At 70.5% G+C, this 18,282-nt stretch carries 17 protein-coding genes; 5 read left to right on the forward strand and 12 right to left on the reverse strand.

Going from position 1 to position 18,282, the window contains the following annotated elements:
• Positions 1 to 179 precede the first annotated feature (179 nt).
• The 5 genes from KDK82_RS15820 to cbiE all read right to left on the reverse strand — a co-directional run bounded on the left by KDK82_RS15820 (position 180) and on the right by cbiE (position 3,914).
• Positions 180 to 509, reverse strand: coding sequence for a DHCW motif cupin fold protein (locus KDK82_RS15820; RefSeq protein ID WP_013800515.1), 330 nt, complete (start codon positions 507 to 509; stop codon positions 180 to 182).
• A 63-nt stretch (positions 510 to 572) separates the two neighbouring features.
• Positions 573 to 1,370 (reverse strand): precorrin-6A synthase (deacetylating), encoded by a 798-nt coding sequence (gene cobF / locus KDK82_RS15825; protein ID WP_034397224.1) that lies wholly within the window; start codon positions 1,368 to 1,370, stop codon positions 573 to 575.
• The gene (cobM, locus tag KDK82_RS15830; protein WP_034397226.1) at positions 1,367 to 2,221 is read right to left on the reverse strand and encodes a precorrin-4 C(11)-methyltransferase; all 855 of its coding nucleotides are present in this window, start codon (positions 2,219 to 2,221) and stop codon (positions 1,367 to 1,369) included. The genes cobF and cobM overlap by 4 nt, the downstream gene beginning before the upstream one ends.
• Positions 2,218 to 2,715, reverse strand: a complete 498-nt coding sequence (locus KDK82_RS15835; RefSeq protein ID WP_088165675.1) for a cobalamin biosynthesis protein — start codon at positions 2,713 to 2,715, stop codon at positions 2,218 to 2,220. Before KDK82_RS15835 ends, cobM begins: the two co-directional genes overlap by 4 nt.
• Positions 2,712 to 3,914: a precorrin-6y C5,15-methyltransferase (decarboxylating) subunit CbiE gene (gene cbiE, locus KDK82_RS15840; protein WP_179217929.1), complete on the reverse strand. Its 1,203-nt coding sequence runs from the start codon at positions 3,912 to 3,914 to the stop codon at positions 2,712 to 2,714. The genes KDK82_RS15835 and cbiE overlap by 4 nt, the downstream gene beginning before the upstream one ends.
• On the opposite strand from cbiE, the gene KDK82_RS15845 reads away from it, so the two are divergent.
• Positions 3,913 to 4,698: a cobalt-precorrin-6A reductase gene (locus KDK82_RS15845; RefSeq protein ID WP_088165590.1), complete on the forward strand. Its 786-nt coding sequence runs from the start codon at positions 3,913 to 3,915 to the stop codon at positions 4,696 to 4,698. The two genes, cbiE and KDK82_RS15845, sit on opposite strands and share 2 nt — an antisense overlap.
• Here the strand turns inward: KDK82_RS15845 and cobJ are convergent.
• From cobJ to cobG, 4 genes are read right to left on the reverse strand one after another with little or no spacing between them, the layout of a single operon-like run.
• Entirely contained in the window at positions 4,641 to 5,465 is an 825-nt protein-coding gene (cobJ, locus tag KDK82_RS15850) for a precorrin-3B C(17)-methyltransferase (protein ID WP_088165591.1), read from the reverse strand. The genes KDK82_RS15845 and cobJ overlap by 58 nt on opposite strands.
• On the reverse strand, positions 5,459 to 6,229 hold the full coding sequence (gene cobI / locus KDK82_RS15855) for a precorrin-2 C(20)-methyltransferase (RefSeq protein ID WP_013800508.1): 771 nt from the start codon (positions 6,227 to 6,229) through the stop codon (positions 5,459 to 5,461). Before cobI ends, cobJ begins: the two co-directional genes overlap by 7 nt.
• Complete coding sequence (locus tag KDK82_RS15860; protein ID WP_034397236.1) at positions 6,219 to 6,848, reverse strand: precorrin-8X methylmutase; 630 nt, start codon at positions 6,846 to 6,848, stop codon at positions 6,219 to 6,221. The genes cobI and KDK82_RS15860 overlap by 11 nt, the downstream gene beginning before the upstream one ends.
• Positions 6,848 to 8,098, reverse strand: coding sequence for a precorrin-3B synthase (gene cobG / locus KDK82_RS15865; protein WP_088165592.1), 1,251 nt, complete (start codon positions 8,096 to 8,098; stop codon positions 6,848 to 6,850). The genes KDK82_RS15860 and cobG overlap by 1 nt, the downstream gene beginning before the upstream one ends.
• Before the next feature lie 247 nt (positions 8,099 to 8,345).
• Between cobG and KDK82_RS15870 the strand changes: the two genes are divergently transcribed.
• Positions 8,346 to 10,127: a methyl-accepting chemotaxis protein gene (locus tag KDK82_RS15870; RefSeq protein WP_088165593.1), complete on the forward strand. Its 1,782-nt coding sequence runs from the start codon at positions 8,346 to 8,348 to the stop codon at positions 10,125 to 10,127.
• A 59-nt stretch (positions 10,128 to 10,186) separates the two neighbouring features.
• Complete coding sequence (locus tag KDK82_RS15875) at positions 10,187 to 11,341, forward strand: FecR family protein (protein WP_088165594.1); 1,155 nt, start codon at positions 10,187 to 10,189, stop codon at positions 11,339 to 11,341.
• Between the two features lie 54 nt (positions 11,342 to 11,395).
• Here KDK82_RS15875 and KDK82_RS15880 read toward each other — a convergent pair whose 3' ends face one another.
• The gene (locus tag KDK82_RS15880) at positions 11,396 to 12,106 is read right to left on the reverse strand and encodes a LexA family transcriptional regulator (protein ID WP_088165595.1); all 711 of its coding nucleotides are present in this window, start codon (positions 12,104 to 12,106) and stop codon (positions 11,396 to 11,398) included.
• A 70-nt stretch (positions 12,107 to 12,176) separates the two neighbouring features.
• Between KDK82_RS15880 and KDK82_RS15885 the strand changes: the two genes are divergently transcribed.
• Both KDK82_RS15885 and dsbG read left to right on the forward strand, forming a co-directional pair.
• Positions 12,177 to 12,881 carry a hypothetical protein gene (locus tag KDK82_RS15885; protein WP_088165596.1) on the forward strand — a complete coding sequence of 235 codons (705 nt, stop codon included), beginning with the start codon at positions 12,177 to 12,179 and terminating at the stop codon, positions 12,879 to 12,881.
• A 174-nt stretch (positions 12,882 to 13,055) separates the two neighbouring features.
• Complete coding sequence (gene dsbG, locus KDK82_RS15890; protein WP_088165597.1) at positions 13,056 to 13,658, forward strand: thiol:disulfide interchange protein DsbG; 603 nt, start codon at positions 13,056 to 13,058, stop codon at positions 13,656 to 13,658.
• Here the strand turns inward: dsbG and KDK82_RS15895 are convergent.
• Positions 13,604 to 15,112 (reverse strand): efflux transporter outer membrane subunit, encoded by a 1,509-nt coding sequence (locus KDK82_RS15895; protein WP_088165598.1) that lies wholly within the window; start codon positions 15,110 to 15,112, stop codon positions 13,604 to 13,606. The two genes, dsbG and KDK82_RS15895, sit on opposite strands and share 55 nt — an antisense overlap.
• A 5-nt stretch (positions 15,113 to 15,117) precedes the next feature.
• Positions 15,118 to 18,273 (reverse strand): multidrug efflux RND transporter permease subunit, encoded by a 3,156-nt coding sequence (locus KDK82_RS15900; protein ID WP_088165599.1) that lies wholly within the window; start codon positions 18,271 to 18,273, stop codon positions 15,118 to 15,120.
• Between the last annotated feature and the right edge of the window lie 9 nt (positions 18,274 to 18,282).

An 18,282-nucleotide genomic window follows, 5' to 3' on the forward strand; every position in this document is an offset into this window, starting at 1 on the left:
ATGACTGCGTACCTGGAGAGCCGTCCGTCCGTCAGGCATTCCACCGCCCGGGCATGAGCACCCTGGCAACCCGTGCCGTACGCCACTCAATGACGGCACGTTTGCGCAGCTCTCGCCCGCGCCGGCGCGAACCTGTCGCTGACCTGCAGCGCGCTGCGGTGCCGATCATGCCTGCAGGTTCAGTCCACCACGAAGAGCCTGGCGCCCTTGGGCGAGCGCGAGCGGTGCGGCTCGGCGTTGTCCGCCACCTGGTAGCTCATGCCGGGCGTCAGCGTGAAGCGGCGGCCGTCCGCCAGCTCGGTCTCCAGCTCGCCTTCCAAGCACAGCAGCACATGGCCCTTGGTGCACCAGTGGTCGGAGACATAGCCGGGCGTGTACTCCACCGTGCGCACGCGGATGTTGCCGAAGTTCTGTGTGCGCCAGAACGCCTGGCCGGCCTCGGCCGAATGCTCGGTGGGCGCCACGGCGGCCCAGTCGGTGGTGTTGAAGGGGATGTTGTCCATCTGCATGGCGGGATTCCTTGATGAAGGGGGTGTACAGCGTGGGGGCCGGCGTCGGCAGCAGCCTCGGCCTCAGCCGCCGCGCCGCAGCAGGTAGATATCCATGATCCAGCCATGCCGCTCGCGCGCTGCGGCGCGGGCCTGCACGATGCGGGGGGCGGCCTCGGCCAGCGGGCCGCTGTCCAGCATCTGGCGGTCCATGCCCAGGTAGGCGCCCCACCAGATGTGCAGGCCATGGGAGGGCAGCTCGGTGAAGCTGCACTGTCCGTCCAGCATCACCACAGCCGTGTCCACGCCGGGCGGCCAGCCCTGCTCGCGCAGCTGGCGGCCCGTGGTCACCACGAAGGGCTGGCCTATGCCGTTGAGCGCAATCGCATGCGCGGCGCACAGCACCTGCATGGAGCTGATGCCCGCCACCACGCGCACGCTGTGCGGCGCCGGCTGCATGCGCGCGGCAATGCGCAGGGTGCTGTCGTACAGCGCCGGGTCCCCCCAGACCAGCAGGGCGACCTGCAAGGGCTGGCCGGGGGTGCGCGGCTGCAGCCCCTCGTCCAGGGACCGGGCGATGGCCGCCTGCCAGCAGCGCGTGATGGCCGCATGCCATTCATCGACCTGGGCCAGGTAGTCGTCGCCCACGCTGCGGCGCACGGGCATGTCGAAGCCTTCGATGCGCGGGCCGGGCGCAGTGAGCACGGCATCGCACAGGTCGCGGCGCAGGGCGGCGAGTTCGGCCTTGTCCTCGCCCTTGTGCGGCAGCAGGATCAGGTCGGCGGCCTGCATGGCGGCCTGGGCTTCGCGCGTGAGGTGGTCGGGGTTGCCCGTGCCGATGCCGATCAGGCTCAGCGCCACGGGCGGCAGGGCCGCGCTCATGGGGCGGAGTTCCCCAGGGGCACATCCCTCACGGTATCCCTCGCGGTATCCAGCGCGGCGCCGCCGCGCACGTCGGTGGCGGGAAAGCGCGGCTCGGTGCCCAGCGGGCGGTAGCGGCGGTCGTAGTCGGCCGCGTAGAGGCGGCTTTCGCCGAAGTCCTCGGCCTGCAGGCTGCGGCCCACCAGGATCAGTGCCGTGCGCTCCATATGGGTGGCCACGGCCTCGGTCAGGCTGCCCACCGTGGTGCGCACCACGGTTTCGTCAGGCCAGCTGGCGCGCCAGACGATGGCCACGGGGCAGTCGGCGCCGTAGTGCGGCAGCAGCTCGGACTGCACCTTGGCGGCCACATGGATGGACAGATGGATGGCCAGCACGGCGCCCGTGGCCGCGAAGGCGGCCAGGTTCTCGCCCTCGGGCATGGCAGTGGCGCGGCCCGAGGTGCGCGTCAGCACCACGGACTGGCACAGGCCGGGCAGGGTCAGCTCCGCGCCCAGCGTGGCGGCAGCGGCCGCGAACGAGGGCACGCCCGGCGTGACGGTGTAGGCAATGCCGGCCTCGCGCAGGCGGCGCAGTTGCTCGCCCATGGCCGACCAGACGGACAGGTCGCCCGAGTGCAGGCGCGCCACGTCTTCGCCACGCGCCTCGGCGGCCTGGATCTCGGCCACGATGTCGTCCAGGCTCATGGATGCGGTGTTGACGATGCGCGCGCCCGGCGGGCAGTGCGCCAGCAGCTCGCGCGGTATCAGCGAGCCCGCGTACAGGCAGACCGGGCAGGCCGCCATGAGGTCGCGCCCGCGCACGGTGATCAGGTCGGCGGCGCCGGGGCCGGCGCCGATGAAATGCACGGTCATGCCGTTGCTCCTTGTTTCTTGGCCTGGCTGGCGTGGGCCAGGCAACAGTTCAGAGGTCCGCCCTGGCCCACGGCCAGGGCCAGGGTGGCGCTGCCATCGTCCGCCACCAGACGGGTCACGCTCAGGGCGGAGTGCGGGCCTGCGGCGGCCAGCGCCGCCGCCTCGGCCACGCTGCCCGTGCCATAGCGCGCCAGCATGCGCGGCGACTGCGTGACCACGGGCTGCCCAGGCAGTTGCCCTGGCGGCACGCGCACCAGAACAGCCGTGGGCACGACAGCCGCCATCCAGGCGGCCAGCGCCGGGTGGCCGGCCTTGGTGTCCAGCACAGCCACGGCGCAGATGGGCTGGGGCGCGCAGGCGCTTGCGTCTGCGCTTTCCGGCAGGTGCGCCTGCGCCCGCTGCCACAGCGCCTGCAGCGCATGGGGCAGTGCGTCGGTGTGCAGGCCCAGGCCCAGCACGCCGCAGCGGTGGGGGATGGTTTCGTCCGGGTTCACCGCTGCCAGCTCCACTGCACCAGCGGCCGCGCAGCCTTCCAGCTGCGCATGCGGCCCAGCGGCTCGGCGCTGGAGATCTCCAGCCGCAGCAGCTGGCCGCCGTGCTGGGCCTGCAGTTGCACCAGCAGGGCCTCGGTCTCCAGCGTCACGGCATTGACCACCAGGCGGCAGCCTGCGGGCATGAGGGCCTGCAGGCGCTCGAACAATTCGGCGTCAAAGCCGCCGCCCACGAACACGGCCTGGGGCCGGGCCAGCACCTGCAGTTCGGCCAGCGCCTCGGGCGCCACGCCCTGCACCACGCGCAGGCGCGCCTGCAGGCCGAAGCGCCGGGCGTTGAGGCGGATGTTGTCCGCACGCGCCGCATGCTGCTCCAGGCTGATGGCCGAGCCACCGGCCAGGCACCACTCAACGGCCACCGAGCCCGAGCCGCCGCCCACATCCCACAGGCATTCGCCGTGGCGCGGCGACAGGGCCGCCAGGGTCAGCGCGCGGGCCGGGGCCTTGGTGATCTGGCCGTCGTTGGCGTACCAGTGGTTGGGCCGGCCCGGCACCAGCGGCAGGGCCGCGCCGCCCTGGGCGAGCACGGCCACGGCCACGGGCGCGCAGGCAGGGTCGGCGGCCAGGGCCTGGGCGGCTTCGGCGGCGCGCCATGCGCGGCGGCGCTCGCGCGGGCCGCCCACGGATTCCATGACCTGAAGGCAGCTGTCGCCCCAGCCTTCCTGCACCAGCCAGTCCGCCAATGCGGCCACGGCGGCGCCATCGCGCAGCAGCACCAGCGACTGGCGGCCTGGCGACAGGTGCGGCAGCAGCTGCTCCACGTGGCCGGCGTGCAGGCCCAGGCAGACCGTGTCTTCCAGCTTCCAGCCCAGGCGGGACGCCAGCAGCGAAAATGTCGAGGGTTGGGCGTGGCAGCGCCACTCCTGCGGCGCCAGATGCGCCGCCAGGCTGCCGCCCGCCCCGAACCAGAACGGATCGCCCGACGCCAGCACCACCGTGGGCCGGCCACGGCAGGCCAGCACGGGCGCCACGTCAAAGGGCACGGGCCAGGGACGGCCCCGCTCGCCGGCACCGGCCAGCGCCAGGTGGCGCGGCCCGCCAAAAACGGTCTCGGCCGCGTCCAGCGCGCGCAGCGCGGCGGGTGCGAGGCCGTCCAGGCCGTCTTCGTTCAGGCCCACCAATGTCAACCAGGGATCAGTCATGCCCCATGTTCTCCTGCTGGGCGGCACCAGCGGCGCCAGCCAGCTGGCCCAGGCCCTGCACCGCGCCGGCATTGCCGCCGTGTTCTCGTATGCGGGCGTCACGCAGTCGCCCGTGGCCCAGCCCCTGCCCACCCGCGTGGGCGGGTTTGGCGGTGCCCAGGGCCTGGCGCAGTTCCTGCGCGGGCAGGCCATCAGCCATGTGGTCGATGCCACCCACCCGTTTGCCGCACAGATGAGCCGCAATGCCTGCGAGGCCTGCGCCGCCACCGGCACGCCGCTGCTGGCGCTGGAGCGTGAACCCTGGCAGGCCAGTGCCGGCGACGCCTGGATCGACGTGCCCGACATGCAAGCCGCCGCTGCCGCCCTGCCCCAGGCAGCCGCCCGGGTGTTTCTGGCCGTGGGCCGCAAGCAGCTTGCGGCCTTTGCGGGCCAGCCGCAGCACCACTACCTGCTGCGCCTGGTCGATGCGCCCGAGCCCGGCAGCCTGCCCCTGCCCCACACCACGGTGGTGCTGGGGCGCGGGCCTTTCAGCGCGGCCGAAGATGAAGCCTTGTTGCGCATGCACGGCATCGAATGGCTGGTGGCCAAGAACGCAGGCGGCGAGGCCACGCGCGGCAAGCTCGATGCCGCACGCGCCCTGGGCCTGCCCGTGGTGATGGTGCAGCGCCCGGCGCTGCCGCAGCGCCAGCGCACCGGGTCGGTGGCTGCGGTGCTGCACTGGATTGCTCATGGCGTGCTGCCGACAGCGCCGACAGCACCGCCCGCGCCGCCATCCATGCCGTAGTGGCGTGGCGTGTAGACCCAGCGGCCCACGCGGCGCGTGGCGCTGTTGCCCACCAGGACCACGGTGCGCATGTCGGCCATCTCGGGCGTGGCCTCGGCCAGCGTGCATACGTGCAAGTGTTCCTCGGGCGTGGACACGGCGCGCGCGAACACCAGCAGGCGCTGCGGCTCGCAGCGGGTGCGCAGCAGCTGCAGCAGGCGAACAAAGCCTTCGGGCCGGCTCTTGGAGCGCGGGTTGTAGAAGGCCATGGCGAAGTCGGCCTCGGCCGCCAGTTCCACGCGCCGCGCGATCACCGGCCAGGGCTTGAGGTTGTCCGAGAGATTGATGCAGCAAAAGTCATGGCCCAGCGGCGCACCAGCGCGCGCGGCGGCAGCCAGCATGGCGGTGATGCCGGGCAGCACCTGGATATCGAGCGCCTGCCAGGCGGCAGCCTGCGCCGCATCGGCAGATTCCATGGCCTCGAACACGGCCGACGCCATGGCGAACACGCCCGGGTCGCCCGAGGACACCACGACCACCTGCCGCCCCTGCGCGGCCAGCGCCAGCGCCTGGCGCGCGCGCTCCAGCTCCACGCGGTTGTCCGAAGCATGCCAGGCCACGGCCTGGCCCTGACCCGCCTGCGCCAGCAGGGCCTGCGCGCGGGAGACATAGGGCAGGTAGCCGACCACATCGTCGGCCGCGTGCAAGGCGGCTGCGGCTTCGGGCGTGATCTGGTCCAGTGCGCCCGGGCCCAGCCCCACCACCGTCAGGCGGCCGGCGCTCACCATGCGGCCTCCGGCCGGCGGCCCTGGCCGTGCACGAGCACGATGGCGAAATAGGGGCAGGCGTCGTCGGACACATCGCCCAGGCGCGCGACCTGCTCGCTGTCCGTGGTGCCGTTTTGCACCAGCCAGGCGGCGTCAAGCCGGCCCGTGCGCTGAAGTGCGCGGCGGATGCGCGGCAGGTTGCGGCCGACCTTCATGACGACCAGGGCCTCGGCCGTCTGCATGCGGCGCACCAGCTCGTCTTCCGACAGGGTGCCGGTCATCACGCTGAGCACATCGTCGCCCCAGGTGATGGGCTCGCCCGTGGCGTGCCAGCAGCCCACCATGCCGGGGATGCCGGGCACCACGTCCAGCGGCACCTGGCCGCGTTCGCGCAGCCGGGTGTAGAGATGCATGAAGGAGCCGTAGAGGAAGGGGTCGCCCTCGCACAGCACCACCACCTGCCCGGTCTGCGCCAGCGCTTCCAGGCGCAGGCACCAGTCGTCGTAGAAGCGCGCCAGCAGGTCCACATAGGCGGGGCTGTCCACGGGCAGCTCGGTGGTCACCGGGTATTCCATGGCGTGCTCGGCAGCGCCTTGGGCCAGCAGGCCGTCCACCAGCTGGCGAGCCTTGCCGGGCCGGCCCTTCTTGCGGAAGAACGCCACCTGGCGAGCGCCGCGCACCAGGCGGTCGGCCTTGACGCTCATGAGTTCGGGGTCGCCCGGGCCCAGGCCCACGCAGACAATGCCGGGCCCGCCCTGGCTGGGACGCGGCTGCCTACTCGACATGGCTGGCCAGTGCGTTGATGGCGGCCACGGTGATGGCAGAGCCGCCCAGGCGGCCGTGCACGGCCATGCAGGGAACGGGCAGGTCCTGCATCAGCGCCTGCTTGGATTCCATGGCGCCCACAAAGCCCACGGGACAGCCGATGATGGCGGCCGGCCGGGGGCAGGCCGGGTCCTGCAGCATGTTGAGCAGGTGGAACAAGGCCGTGGGCGCATTGCCGATGGCCACCACGGCCCCGGCCAGGTGCGGGCGCCACAGCTCCAGCGCGGCGGCGCTGCGCGTGTTGCCCATGTCACGGGCCAGCGCGGGCACGCGCTCGTCCGGCAGCGTGCAGATGATGGGGTTGGCGGCGGGCAGGCGCGAGCGCGTGATGCCCTCGCTGACCATGCGCACGTCGCACAGCACGGGCGCGCCGTTTTGCAGGGCCTGCGCGGCGGCCTCGGCCATGCCGGGGGAGAAGGCCACGTGCGGGGCCAGCTCCACCAGGCCGGCGGCGTGGATCATGCGCACCACCACGCGTTCCTCGACAGGCGTGAAGCGTTCCAGCGCCGCCTCGCGGCGGATGGTGGCAAAGGACTGCCGGTAGATCTCGGCGCCATCGGTTTCGTAGCGGTGCAGCATTATTCTTTTGAAAACAGCAATCCCGGATTGTCTCGCACCGAGGCCAGGGTCCGCTGCTCCTGCGCCCTATCCCCGGCACGGCCGTGGCGCACTACGGAATAGACAGGGCCTTCGCCCTCGTCTTCACCTTCTGCTCGCAGCACCACCGTGGCCGGCGCCTGCCGCGCGCAGCCCTTGGCGCATCCGGTCACATGCAGGTGCGCGCCGTGGGGCACCTGCGGCGCCAGCTCCAGCGCCAATGTCTGCGTGGGACCCAGGGCCTGGGTGCAGCCCGGCGCGCCGGTACAGGCGGATACGCGCAAGCGCGGGTCATGGGCGTGGGTGATCCAGTCAGCGGCGTTGTCCAGCCCTGCAGCCGCCCACCAGCAAGGCAGGGCGGCACCAGCTTCCGCGTTTTCGTCTTCCACCAGCAGCATGCGCCAGGGCGTCACACGCAAAAAGGCCTGCTCAGGCAGGGCGCGCACCAGCCGCGCCAGCGCCACGGCCGGCAAGCGGCCCAGCGGCGCGCCCAGCAGCCAGCCCACGCCGGGCACGGCACCGGGCGCCGGTCCTTCGCCGTGGACCGGGGTTTCTGTCTCCACCCAGTCCAGTCCGGGGGGCGGCTGCAGTTGCGCCGCCACCGCGGCCATGCGTCCGGGCCGCAAGCCCTGGGCGCGGCGAAGGGCGGCCTGGTCGGCAAACCAGCGTGCCAGCGCCAGGCCCACGGCCACGGCCTGGCTGGCATCGGCCACGGCCAGCGCCTGCTGCCGTCCATCGGGCTGCACCAGCCAGCCGGTGGCTGTGCGCTGCAGGCGGATATCGGCGGACACGCCCGCCAGCCGGCCGGGCGCGCCTTCCACCGACCAGCCGAACTTGGCGGGCAGGCCCGCCAGATCCTCGGCCGCATCCAGCGCCTGCTGCAGGGCCTGGCCCAGCGCATGGACGGCCTCCTGCGGCCGGCACAGCGGGTCGATCACCAAGTTGCGGCGGCGCTCGCGGCCCGCGTCGGCGTCCAGCAGGCCCACGGCCGCCAGGGCGCGCAGCACGGCGGCGTGCCGCCCGGGCGCAATGCCGCGCAACTGCACATTGGCGCGGCTGGACAGCTCCAGCGCGCCGTTGCCATGCACCCAGGCCAGGCGCGCCAGCCGCCGCGCCTGGGCCACCGTCAGGCGCCCCAGCGGCGGGCGCACGCGCAGCACCAGCCCATCGCCGGAGGCCATGGGCTGCCAGGCGCCGGGGCACCAGCCTTGGATGTGGGGAGGGGTATGCATGGGGTAGGGGCCCCGACTGTAGCGCCGGCGCACCCGGCATCCCAGGTGCAAGACCCGCATGCGTTCATGAAATGCGGGCTTTCTTGATCCAGCCCGCCTGGGAAGCGGGCTGGTAACGCCTAACACCCACCTAGCCTGAATTTGTCAATTCAAGTTGAAATTTAACAATTTACTCTTAGGGTTTTATCAAATTAATCATTTATTTTTGATAAAAACTGATAGCCATCAAATTCTTCTGGAAAGCGCCATGAATCTCCGCTCCTGGACCGTCAAGACCAAGCTCTACGCCGCCTTCACCGCCCTGGCTTTACTGGTCGCACTGGTTTCCGTATCTGCCCTTCATGCGCTGGACGGTTCCGACCGCAACCTGACCCAGTTCGTCGACGGCGTGAACGCCCGCGCCCATCTGGCCGAACAGGTGCGCGCGGCCGTGGACAGCCGCGCCATCGCGGCGCGCAACCTGGTGCTGGTGAACACGCCAGCCGATCTGGACATGGAAAAAACGGCCGTGTACGCCGCCCATGCTGCGGTCAAGTCCCACCTGGACCAGCTCAAGGCCCTTGTGGCCGCGCCCGGGGTGGGCGAGGAGGCTCGCGCCCTGGTCGCCCGCATCGACCAGATAGAGCAGCGATACGGCCCGGTGGCGCTGGACATCGTTTCGCTGGCGCTGCGCCAGCAAAGGGACGAGGCCATTGCCAAGATGAACAGCGAGTGCCGGCCGCTGCTGGCCCAGCTGATCACGGCCACCGACGAGTACAGCCGGCTCACGCGCCAGCACGCCCAGGTCATGGTGGAGCAGGCCACGCAGTCCTATGTGCAGCAACGCAATATGCAGATCGGCGTGAGCGCGGTCGCCTTCGTGCTGGCCCTGCTCATGGGCCGGCTGATCGCACGCGGCCTGACACGCGCGCTGGGGGCCGAGCCTGCCCAGCTCGGTGAAGTCGCCCGCCAGATCGCCGATGGCAACCTCGACCCCGGACTGGTGCGCAGCGAAGCGCCCGCCGGCAGCGTGCAGGCCTCGCTCAACGCCATGCACCAGAGCCTGGCCAGCGTGGTCAGCGATGTGCGCAACAACGCCGACAGCGTGGCCGTGGCCAGCGAGCAGATCGCCAAGGGCAATACCGACCTGAGCCGGCGCACCGAGCAGCAGGCCAGCGCGCTGCAGGAAACCGCAGCCTCCATGGACGAGCTGTCTTCCACCGTGCAGCAGAACGCGGACAACGCACGCCAGGTCAACCAGCTCGCGCGCGGCGCCAGCCAGATCGCGGCCAAGGGCGGCACCGTGGTGCAGGAAGTAGTGGGCGCCATGCAGGACATCCATGCCAGCTCGCGCCAGATCGGCGACATCGTGGGCGTGATCGACTCCATCGCCTTCCAGACCAACATCCTTGCCCTCAATGCCGCCGTCGAGGCCGCACGCGCCGGCGAGCAGGGCAAGGGCTTCGCCGTGGTGGCCGCCGAGGTACGCACCCTGGCCCAGCGCAGCGCGCAGGCCGCCCGCGAGATCAAGCAGCTCATCAGCGACAGCGCCACGCGCGTCAGCCAGGGCGCGGAGCTGGCCGACCAGGCAGGCGCCACCATGGCCGAGGTGCTGCAATCCATACAGCGCGTGACCGACCTCATGGGCGAGATCAGCAATGCCAGCGACGAACAAAGCGCCGGTGTGGCCCAGGTCGGGCAGGCCATGAGCCAGATGGACCAGGTCACGCAGCAAAACGCCGCCCTGGTGGAGGAAAGCGCGGCGGCGGCCTCCAGCCTCAAGTCCCAGGCCCAGCGCCTGGTGCAGGCCGTGGCCATCTTCCGCCTGGGCGACCAGGACGGCGCGGCACAGCAGCCGCGTTTCCAGGCGCCGCTGCCGGCGTCCATGCCCACCCGCGCGGCCACGGCATCTGCGCTGGCCTCGGCCAAGCCTGCACGTGCACCTGCTTCTGCCCCCGTGCGGACGGCAACTGCTGCACGCACCTCGCCCCCTGCACGCATCGCTGCGGCCAGCCCGCCTGCCGAATCGCAGGACTGGACCAGCTTCTGAGGCAAAGGGCCCTCGCGCATGCACCAGCATCAGCCATCTGCAGCCCGTGGGAGGTCAAGATGAGCCGCCGCCGCCCCCTCCCCTCCCGTTCTTCCACCGCCCCCCTGGACAAGGCTGCTCAGGTGCGTGAGCTCGATGAGTTCTTTCGCGGACACAACCCCATCGACGTGGCTGCGGCCGACTGGCACACGCGCATGGAGCAAGGCCTGACCGCCGAGGAAGAAGCCGAATTCACTGAATGGCTGGCAGCCAGCACGGCGCACGAGGCTGCCTTGCGCCACCTGGGCCAGAGCCTGGCGGCCGCGCGGTCCATTCCCCCCGAACAGGTGGCGCGCCTGCGCGCGGAGCAGGCACGCCGGCGCTCGCAATCGGCGCCTCACGCACACCCGGAAACGGCAGCGCAGCGCCCGTCCTCCGAAGAGCGCCAAGGCTGGAGCTGGTCCCGCCTGCTGCCGCGCCCTGCCCTGGCGGCCCTGTGCTGCTCGGTGGCCCTTGTCCTGGCCGTGGGCGTGGGCTGGCACCAGTGGCAGCAGCAACCCACCTTCACCAGCAGCCACCTGACCCCACGCGGCCAGGCCAAGACCATCACCTTGCCGGATGGCACCGCACTGTCCCTGGATGCCGATACCCAGGCGCAGGTAACTCTGTACCGCGACCGGCGCGAGGTGCGCATCACGCAAGGGCAGATCCTGTTCGCCGTGGCGCCCGACAGCGCCAGGCCCTTTCATGTGCTGGCCGGCCCGGCGCGCGTCACCGTGGGCGGCACGCGGTTTTCCGTGCGCTATCGCGCCACGGGCATGGAGGCGGGCAGCGCCCAGGTGGCCGTGCAGGAAGGCCATGTGCGCGTGGCCGGCGCGCAAGGCAAGGCAGCCGCTGGCGCCGCGCCCGCCGCCCTGGTCGCTGGCCAGGCCCTGAGCGTGTCGCCTGCAGGCGTGCTCGGTCCGGTGGCGGCCGTGGCGCCCGGCAGCATTGCGCTGTGGCGCAAGGGACTGATCCGCTTCGAGAACACGCCCCTGGCCGACGCCCTGGCCGAGCTGGAGCGCTACGGGCCGACCGGCCTGGTGGTACACGACCCGGCCGTGGCGGCCCTGCGCATTGGCGGCACCTACCAGACCAATCGCCCCGCCGAGTTCGCACGCATGCTGGCCCAGATCCTGCCCGTCACTCTGGTGGCCAGGCCCGATGGCCAGACCGAGATTGCCGCTGCGCCTTGAGCACGGAGGCGGGGCGCCGGGGCCGCGCGGCGGTCTATCGAAACAGCTCGGTCGTCAGCTTCCCCGCAGCCGGCGCCGGTGTTCGATCACCGTGCCCAGCAGAACCAGTCGGTTCCTGTCGCTGCGCAGCACGGCATGGTCTTCGTTGAGCGGTACCAGATCAAAGACCTCGATGCCGTCCTCTCCCACACCGCGCACGCGGTACTTTCTGAGCAGCACCTGCCGCTTGCCATTCCTGGCCAGCACATGGTCGCCGGGCCGGGGGCTGGCCTGCGGATCGATCAGCACGCGGTCGCCCTCGCGCAATTCGGGCGACATGGCATCGCCCTCCAGCGCAAGAAAAAACGCACCGGGCGATGCGTTGTCCTTGCCGAATTCGAAGTCCAGGGTTTCAGCGGACTCGGGGAATGCGCCATCATCTGCCAGGGCTGCAGCCTGGGCATGCGAGAGAACGGGATATTGGCGCAATCCTTTGGGAAACTCGGGCAGATTGGTGCCGGGCGTGTCCCCCTCTGGAAGCAGGGGCGGCAAATCGGAAACCATCTTCACCAGCCTGGGACTGATTTCGAAAAGCGAAACCTTCAAGCCCTTGGCATACGCAATGCCCGCCTCCAGGCTGATGGGCCGGTTGCCGCTTTGGTGCTGGGAGACCATGGAGGAGCCGCCAGGAATGCCTGCCTTCTCTGCGAACTCGGCCTTGCTTTTCACAGTAGAGAGCAGGCGCTTGAGGTTCGCCGCCTCTTGCTCGGTGGTCCAAACTTTCATGTAGCGATGCTAATAATCGAAACCATTAGCAATGCTTTTCATTTTTTGATAGCTATGCTAAATTTTTCCCATGAAAAATGCAGCCAGCAAAACCCTGTTCCACCGTTTCATCCCCGGCCTGCGCTTCCACTCGTTCTGGTACTACCAGGCACGCGGCTCCACAGGCAGGGTGCGCTGGGCGCGGCTGCCCATGGTGTCAGATGCCTGTGCCCAGGCCGATCCCCATGGCGCATGGTGGTGTGCGCAGCGGTGCGCCGCCGTTTTGGCGCAGCGACCATGGCGGTCCATGCAACTGCCGCCCGGCCTGCCTGCGCAGCCGGATGCCCGCCAGATGACGCATGTCCTGCAGCAATGGCTGCCGGGCTGGAGCGCTGCGCCGGCCAGCGTGCAGGTCTGTGCCCACGCGCTTGAGAACGGCGGCAGTGCGCTGCTGCAGCTGCATGTCTGGGCCAGGAGCGCGCCCAGCATTCTTTGGGCATGGGTGGTTGGGGTGGAGGTCCAGGCGCGCCAATCCCTTCAGGGGCTGGCCCCTGCGCCAGGCAGCCTGCAAGCCGGGCACCTGTCCCCGCGAGCCCTGCTGATCGTTCCCTTCGGCCAGGACATGCCCTGGGCCACCGGCCATACCGCCCGGGTACGCCTGCATGCAAAGGGACCTCAACTGCGCGGGCCGCATGAAGTGGTTGCGCAGGATGGCTGCTGGTTTGAAGACAGTGGCCTGGATGCCGTGTTGCTGAAGCCGGTCTTGCGCGTTCAGGATGAGCGCGTATCCCTGTGAAGAGCCAGATGGGGCCAGATGGGGCCAGATGGTGCAAGCGATTTCCTATAACGATGGAACGCGGCGCATGCACTCCGACTCACACCGTTCGCCGCTGTTGCCACAGCACCAGGCGTTACGCCCTTGCCGCGCAGCGCCGCCCCCTCATTCATTCAACCGTTTCAAGGAGTTCCCATGCATCTTCAACGCACCGTCCTTTTTGCAGGCATGGCTGCCAGCCTCTTTCTGGCGGCGGGATGGGCCACGGCCGCAGAAGGCCCTGCCACGGCCCAGGCCCCCCAGGCCAAGGCTCAGGCCGCCAAGCCGGCGGGCGACACCGTGCAGTCGCAGCTGGAGGCCTCCACCTGGGTGCCCGACGGCAAGGCCGATGCGCCGCGCGTGATCTATACCTTCACCGACCCCAACTGCAAGTACTGCCACAAGTTCTGGGAGGCCGCACGCCCCTGGGTGGATGCGGGCAAGGTGCAGTTGCGCCACATCCTGGTGGGCATGATCCGGGACGACAGCCCGGCCAAGGCCGCCGCCATCCTGCAGGCCCCGGACCGCGCGGCCGCACTGATGGAGCACGAGAAGAAGTCCGCCCAGGGCGGCATAGCGCCCGCCTTCAGCGTCAGCCCCGACGTGCGCAAGACGCTGGAGGCCCACCGCAAGCTGATGATGTCCCTGGGGTTCCGTGGCACGCCGGGCATCGTGGTGATCGACAGCCAGGGCGGCACCAAGAGCTATGGCGGCATGCCGCGCGATGCCGCCTTGCCGGAGGTGTTCGGGGCGCTGTGAGGCGGCGGCGCCGTCCAGCTGCCGCCCAGCACGCGGAACAGCTGGGCCAGCGCCAGCTGCCGCTGGGTCACGGTATCGATGTAGGCGCTTTCATTGGCGAAGGCGTTGCGCTGTGCGTCCAGGTAGCGCAGATGGTCGTCCACCCCCGCCTGGTAACGGGCCTGCGCCAGCCGCAGGCTTTCGCGGCTGCTGTCGCGCAGCGCCAGGCGCGCGGCTTCTTCGCGGCGCAGCGTGTCGGTGGCGGCCAGGGCGTCGGCCACTTCGCGGAAGGCGGTCTGGATGGCCTGCTCGTAGGCGGCCACGGCCATGTCCTTGCGCAGCACGGCCAGGTCGAGGTTGGCGCGGTTGCGCCCCCCATCGAAGAGGGGCAGCGTGACCTGGGGAGTGAACGACCAGGCGCGCTGGCCCGAGCGGAACAGGTCGGACAGATCGGCGCTGGACGATCCCAGGAACCCGGTGAGCGAGATGCGCGGGAAGAAGGCCGCGCGCGCCGCACCAATGTCCGCGCTGCGCGCGCGCAGCCGGTGCTCGGCCGCCTGGATGTCCGGGCGGTGGATGAGCAGTTCGGAAGGCGTGCCGGCCGACAGGTCCTGCAGCAGCATGGGCAGGTCGGACGACTTTGCCGACTGTGCAGACCCTGCGGACTGTGCGGACTGTGCGGACAGGTACGGCCCCAGATCCTCCACGCCCGTCAGCAACAGCAGGGCGTTGCCGGCCTGGCGCAGCTCGCGTTCGCTGCGCTCCACGTCGGCGCGGGCCTGGGCGGCCAGGCCCAGGGCTTCCTGGTGATCCAGGGCGGTGGCCGTGCCCGCCTGACGCCGCTGCGCGGTCAGGCGCAGCGAGGATTCACGGCTTTGCAGCGTGCGCTGCGCCAGTTGCAGCCGGCGCAGGGCCCCGTCGCGGGACAGGTAGGCCTGCACCACTTCGGCGCCCAGGCTGATGCGGGCGGCGCGCGCGGCCTCTTCGGTGGCCAGGTACTCGCCCAGGGCGGCTTCGGACAGGTTGCGCACGCGGCCGAACAGGTCCAGCTCGAAGGCGGCCAGCCCCAGGCCGGCCTGCCAGCTGCCCTGCACCTGCGGCTGGCCCGTGGCATTCATGTCGCCCGGCAGGCGCTGGCGCGTGCCGCCGCCCTGCAGGCCCACGCCCGGCAGCCGGTCGGCGCGCTGCACCTGGTACAGGGCGCGTGCCGCCTCCACGTTGAGCAGGGTCTGGCGCAGGTCGCGGTTGTGGGCCTGGGCCAGGTCCACCAGCTGGCGCAGCTGGCGGTCGGCGATGAAGCTGTTCCAGTCCAGCGTGGCCGCCGACGAGGACAGCACGGGCGCGGCATCCTGTTGCGGCCAGTGCGTGGGAATGGGCGCCTGCGGACGCTGGTGGACCGGGGCGAGGGAGCAGCCGGCCAGCACCAGGCTGGCGGCCAGCGCACACAGGGCGCGTGGGAAGAAGTGCATGGACATGGCGCTTACTCGATGGAGGTTGCCGGGGCCTGCAGGGCAGGCGGGGTGCCGACCGGCGCCTTGCGCCGGAACAGGGACAGCACCCAGACGAAGAAGACGGGAACGAAGACCACCCCCAGCAGCGTGGCCGACAGCATGCCGCCGATCACGCCGAAGCCGATGGCGGCCTGGCTGGAGGCGCCCGCGCCCGAGGCCAGCGCCAGCGGCACCACGCCCAGGATGAAGGCCAGCGAGGTCATGACGATGGGCCGAAAGCGCAGCCGCGCCGCCTGCAGCGCGGCCTGCGCCAGGCTGTGCCCCTGCGCATGCAGGTCCCTGGCGAACTCCACGATCAGGATGGCGTTCTTGGCCGCCAGGCCGATGATGGTGATCAGGCCCACCTTGAAGTACACGTCGTTGGACAGGCCCACGGCCGAGGTGGCCAGCACCGATCCCAGCGCGCCGATGGGCACGATCAGCATCACGGCGGCGGGAATGCTCCAGCTCTCGTACAGGGCCACCAGCAGCAGGAACACCACCACGATGGCCAGCGCGAACAGCTTGGGCGCCTGGGCACCGGCGGCTTTCTCCTGGAAGGACAGGGCCGTCCACTCGTAGCCGATGCCGCGCGGCATCTCGGCCATGATGCGTTCCAGCTCGGCCATGGCCTCGCCCGTGGTGTGGCCGGGCCTGGCATCGCCCGAGATGCGGAAGGCCGGATAGCCGTTGTAGCGCGAGATCTGCACCGGCCCGCTTTCCCAGCGCACCGTGGCAAAGGCCGACAGCGGCACCTGCTGCCCGCTGGCGTTGGGCACGTGCAGGCGCAGGATGTCCTCGGGCCGCGCGCGGGCCTGCGCATCGGCCTGCACCACCACGCGCTGCAGGCGGCCCGCGTTGGGAAACTCGTTGATCACGGCCGAGCCGTAGGCCGTGGACAGGGCCGTGTTGATGGCGCTGAAATCCACGCCCTGGGCCTGCGCCTTGCGCCGGTCGATGTCCAGCCGCAGCTGGGGCGCATCCTCCAGGTTTTCCATCATGGCGTAGGCAATGATGGGCGAGGCATTGGCCTTGGCCAGCAGCTGGTCGCGCGCGGCGATCAGGGCCTCGCGGCCCAGGTTGGCGCGGTCCTGCAGGCGCAGCGCAAAGCCGCCGGAGTTGCCCAGGCCGTCGATGGGCGGCGGGTCCACGGCCATGACGGTGCCGTCGGACAGGCGGGCAAAGCGCTGGTTGAAGGCCTGCACCTCGTCCCACGACGCCTGCCCGGCGCCGCGCACCGACCAGTCCTTGAGCGTGACGAAGGCCAGGGCCGCGTTCTGCCCCATGCCCGAGAAGCTGTAGCCCATCAGGAACTCCGCCTGGGCCGTGCCGGGGCGGCCCTGGATGTAGTCCTCCATGTCCTTGACCATGGCCTTGGTGCGCTCCGTGGTGGCGCCCGGCGGCAGCTGCACGCCGACGATGTAGTAGCCCATGTCCTCGTAGGGCACGAAGGATTCGGGCATGCGCGTGTACGCCACGCCCAGCCCGGCCACGATGGCGGCATACACCAGCATGCAGCGCCCGGCGCGGCGCACCAGCCGCTGGTTGAGCAGGTCGAAGCGCTCGGTCAGCGCCGCGAAGCGGCGGTTGAACCAGCCGAAGAAGCCCTTGCGCTCGGCGTGGTGGCCCTTGGCAACGGGCTTGAGCAGCGTGGCGCACAGCGCCGGCGTGAAGGTCAGCGCCAGCAGGCCCGAGAACAGGATGGAGACGGCCAGCGACAGCGAGAACTGCCGGTAGATCACGCCCACCGATCCGCTCATGAAGGCCAGCGGCAGGAACACCGCCACCAGCACCAGGGTGATGCCGACGATGGCGCCCGAGACCTGCTGCATGGCCTTGACCGTGGCGGCCAGCGGCGACAGCCCCTCCTCGGCCATGAGGCGCTCCACGTTCTCCACCACCACGATGGCGTCGTCCACCAGGATGCCGATGGCCAGCACCATGCCGAACATGGTCATCATGTTCACCGAAAAGCCCAGCGCATACATCACGCCCAGGGTGCCGGCCAGGCAGACGGGCACGACGATGGTGGGAATCAGCGTGTAGCGCAGGTTCTGCAGGAACAGCCACATCACCAGGAACACCAGCGCCACGGCCTCCACCAGGGTCTGGATGACCTTGCCGATGACCACTTCCACGAAGCGCGAGGTGTCATAGGGCACGGCGTACTGGATGCCGGCAGGGAAGTTCTGCGACAGCTCGGCCAGGCGCGCCTTGACGGCCTTGGCGGTCTGCATGGCGTTGGCCCCGGGCGCCAGCTGCACGGCGGCGGCCACGCCCTGGCGGCCGTCCTCGCGCGAGGAAAAGCTGTAGTCCAGCTGGCCGACCTCCAGCCGCGCCACATCGGCCAGGCGCACGGCCGAGCCATCGGCCCTGGCACGCAGCACGATCTGGCCGAACTCCTCGGGCGAGGCCAGCGTGCCCTTGACGGCAATGGTGGCGCTCAGCTCCTGGCCGGGCCCTGCGGGCGAGGCGCCAAAGCTGCCGGCCGGCACCTGCGCGTTCTGGGCGGCGATGGCCGCGTTCACGTCCGCCACCGACAGGCCGTAGCCCAGCAGCTTGTTCGGATCGACCCACACGCGCATGGCCACATCGGCCGCGAAGAACTGCACCTTGCCCACGCCGGGCACGCGGCGGATCTCGTTGTTGATGTTGCGCACGGCGTAGTCGGACAGGGCCACCTCGCTGCTGCCGCTGCCGCCGCTGCCGTCCTTGTAGGTCAGCGAGTAGATCATCAGGAAGTTGGCGCTGGCCTGCTCGACCTGCAGGCCCATCTGCATCACGGACGCGGGCAGGCGCGCCTCGGCCTTCTTGATGCGGTTTTGCACCTCCACCTGGGCCAGCGCGGGCTCGGTGCCCGGGGCGAAGGTGGCCGTGATCTCGGCCAGGCCCGTGGAGCCGCTGGAGGAGTCGAAGTACAGCAGCCCCTTGGTGCCGTTGAGCTCCTCCTCGATGACGCTGGTCACCGACTCCATCACCGTGGTGGCGGAGGCGCCCGGATAGTTGGCGGTGATCGAGATCTGCGGCGGCGCCACGTTGGGAAACTGGGAGACGGGCAGCGCCGGTATGGCCAGCAGCCCGGCCAGCATGATGAAGATGGCCACCACCCAGGCGAAGTTGGGGCGGTTGATGAAGAACTTGGACATGGTCTATTC

Source organism: Delftia sp. K82 (assembly GCF_002193035.1).
Lineage (GTDB): Bacteria > Pseudomonadota > Gammaproteobacteria > Burkholderiales > Burkholderiaceae_C > Comamonas > Comamonas acidovorans.

Excerpts from the sequence above, each read along its gene's own strand:
- KDK82_RS15880 (WP_088165595.1), bottom strand. The coding sequence starts at position 12,106 with ATGAAAGTTTGGACCACCGAGCAAGAGGCGGCGAACCTCAAGCGCCTG.
- KDK82_RS15870 (WP_088165593.1), top strand. The coding sequence starts at position 8,346 with ATGAATCTCCGCTCCTGGACCGTCAAGACCAAGCTCTACGCCGCCTTC.
- KDK82_RS15820 (WP_013800515.1), bottom strand. The coding sequence starts at position 509 with ATGCAGATGGACAACATCCCCTTCAACACCACCGACTGGGCCGCCGTG.
- cobI (WP_013800508.1), bottom strand. The coding sequence starts at position 6,229 with ATGTCGAGTAGGCAGCCGCGTCCCAGCCAGGGCGGGCCCGGCATTGTC.
- KDK82_RS15900 (WP_088165599.1), bottom strand. The coding sequence starts at position 18,273 with ATGTCCAAGTTCTTCATCAACCGCCCCAACTTCGCCTGGGTGGTGGCC.
- cobG (WP_088165592.1), bottom strand. The coding sequence starts at position 8,098 with ATGCATACCCCTCCCCACATCCAAGGCTGGTGCCCCGGCGCCTGGCAG.
- KDK82_RS15895 (WP_088165598.1), bottom strand. The coding sequence starts at position 15,112 with ATGTCCATGCACTTCTTCCCACGCGCCCTGTGTGCGCTGGCCGCCAGC.
- KDK82_RS15885 (WP_088165596.1), top strand. The coding sequence starts at position 12,177 with ATGAAAAATGCAGCCAGCAAAACCCTGTTCCACCGTTTCATCCCCGGC.
- cobJ (WP_088165591.1), bottom strand. The coding sequence starts at position 5,465 with ATGGTGAGCGCCGGCCGCCTGACGGTGGTGGGGCTGGGCCCGGGCGCA.
- KDK82_RS15875 (WP_088165594.1), top strand. The coding sequence starts at position 10,187 with ATGAGCCGCCGCCGCCCCCTCCCCTCCCGTTCTTCCACCGCCCCCCTG.
- KDK82_RS15860 (WP_034397236.1), bottom strand. The coding sequence starts at position 6,848 with ATGCTGCACCGCTACGAAACCGATGGCGCCGAGATCTACCGGCAGTCC.
- cbiE (WP_179217929.1), bottom strand. The coding sequence starts at position 3,914 with ATGACTGATCCCTGGTTGACATTGGTGGGCCTGAACGAAGACGGCCTG.
- cobM (WP_034397226.1), bottom strand. The coding sequence starts at position 2,221 with ATGACCGTGCATTTCATCGGCGCCGGCCCCGGCGCCGCCGACCTGATC.
- dsbG (WP_088165597.1), top strand. The coding sequence starts at position 13,056 with ATGCATCTTCAACGCACCGTCCTTTTTGCAGGCATGGCTGCCAGCCTC.
- KDK82_RS15845 (WP_088165590.1), top strand. The coding sequence starts at position 3,913 with ATGCCCCATGTTCTCCTGCTGGGCGGCACCAGCGGCGCCAGCCAGCTG.
- cobF (WP_034397224.1), bottom strand. The coding sequence starts at position 1,370 with ATGAGCGCGGCCCTGCCGCCCGTGGCGCTGAGCCTGATCGGCATCGGC.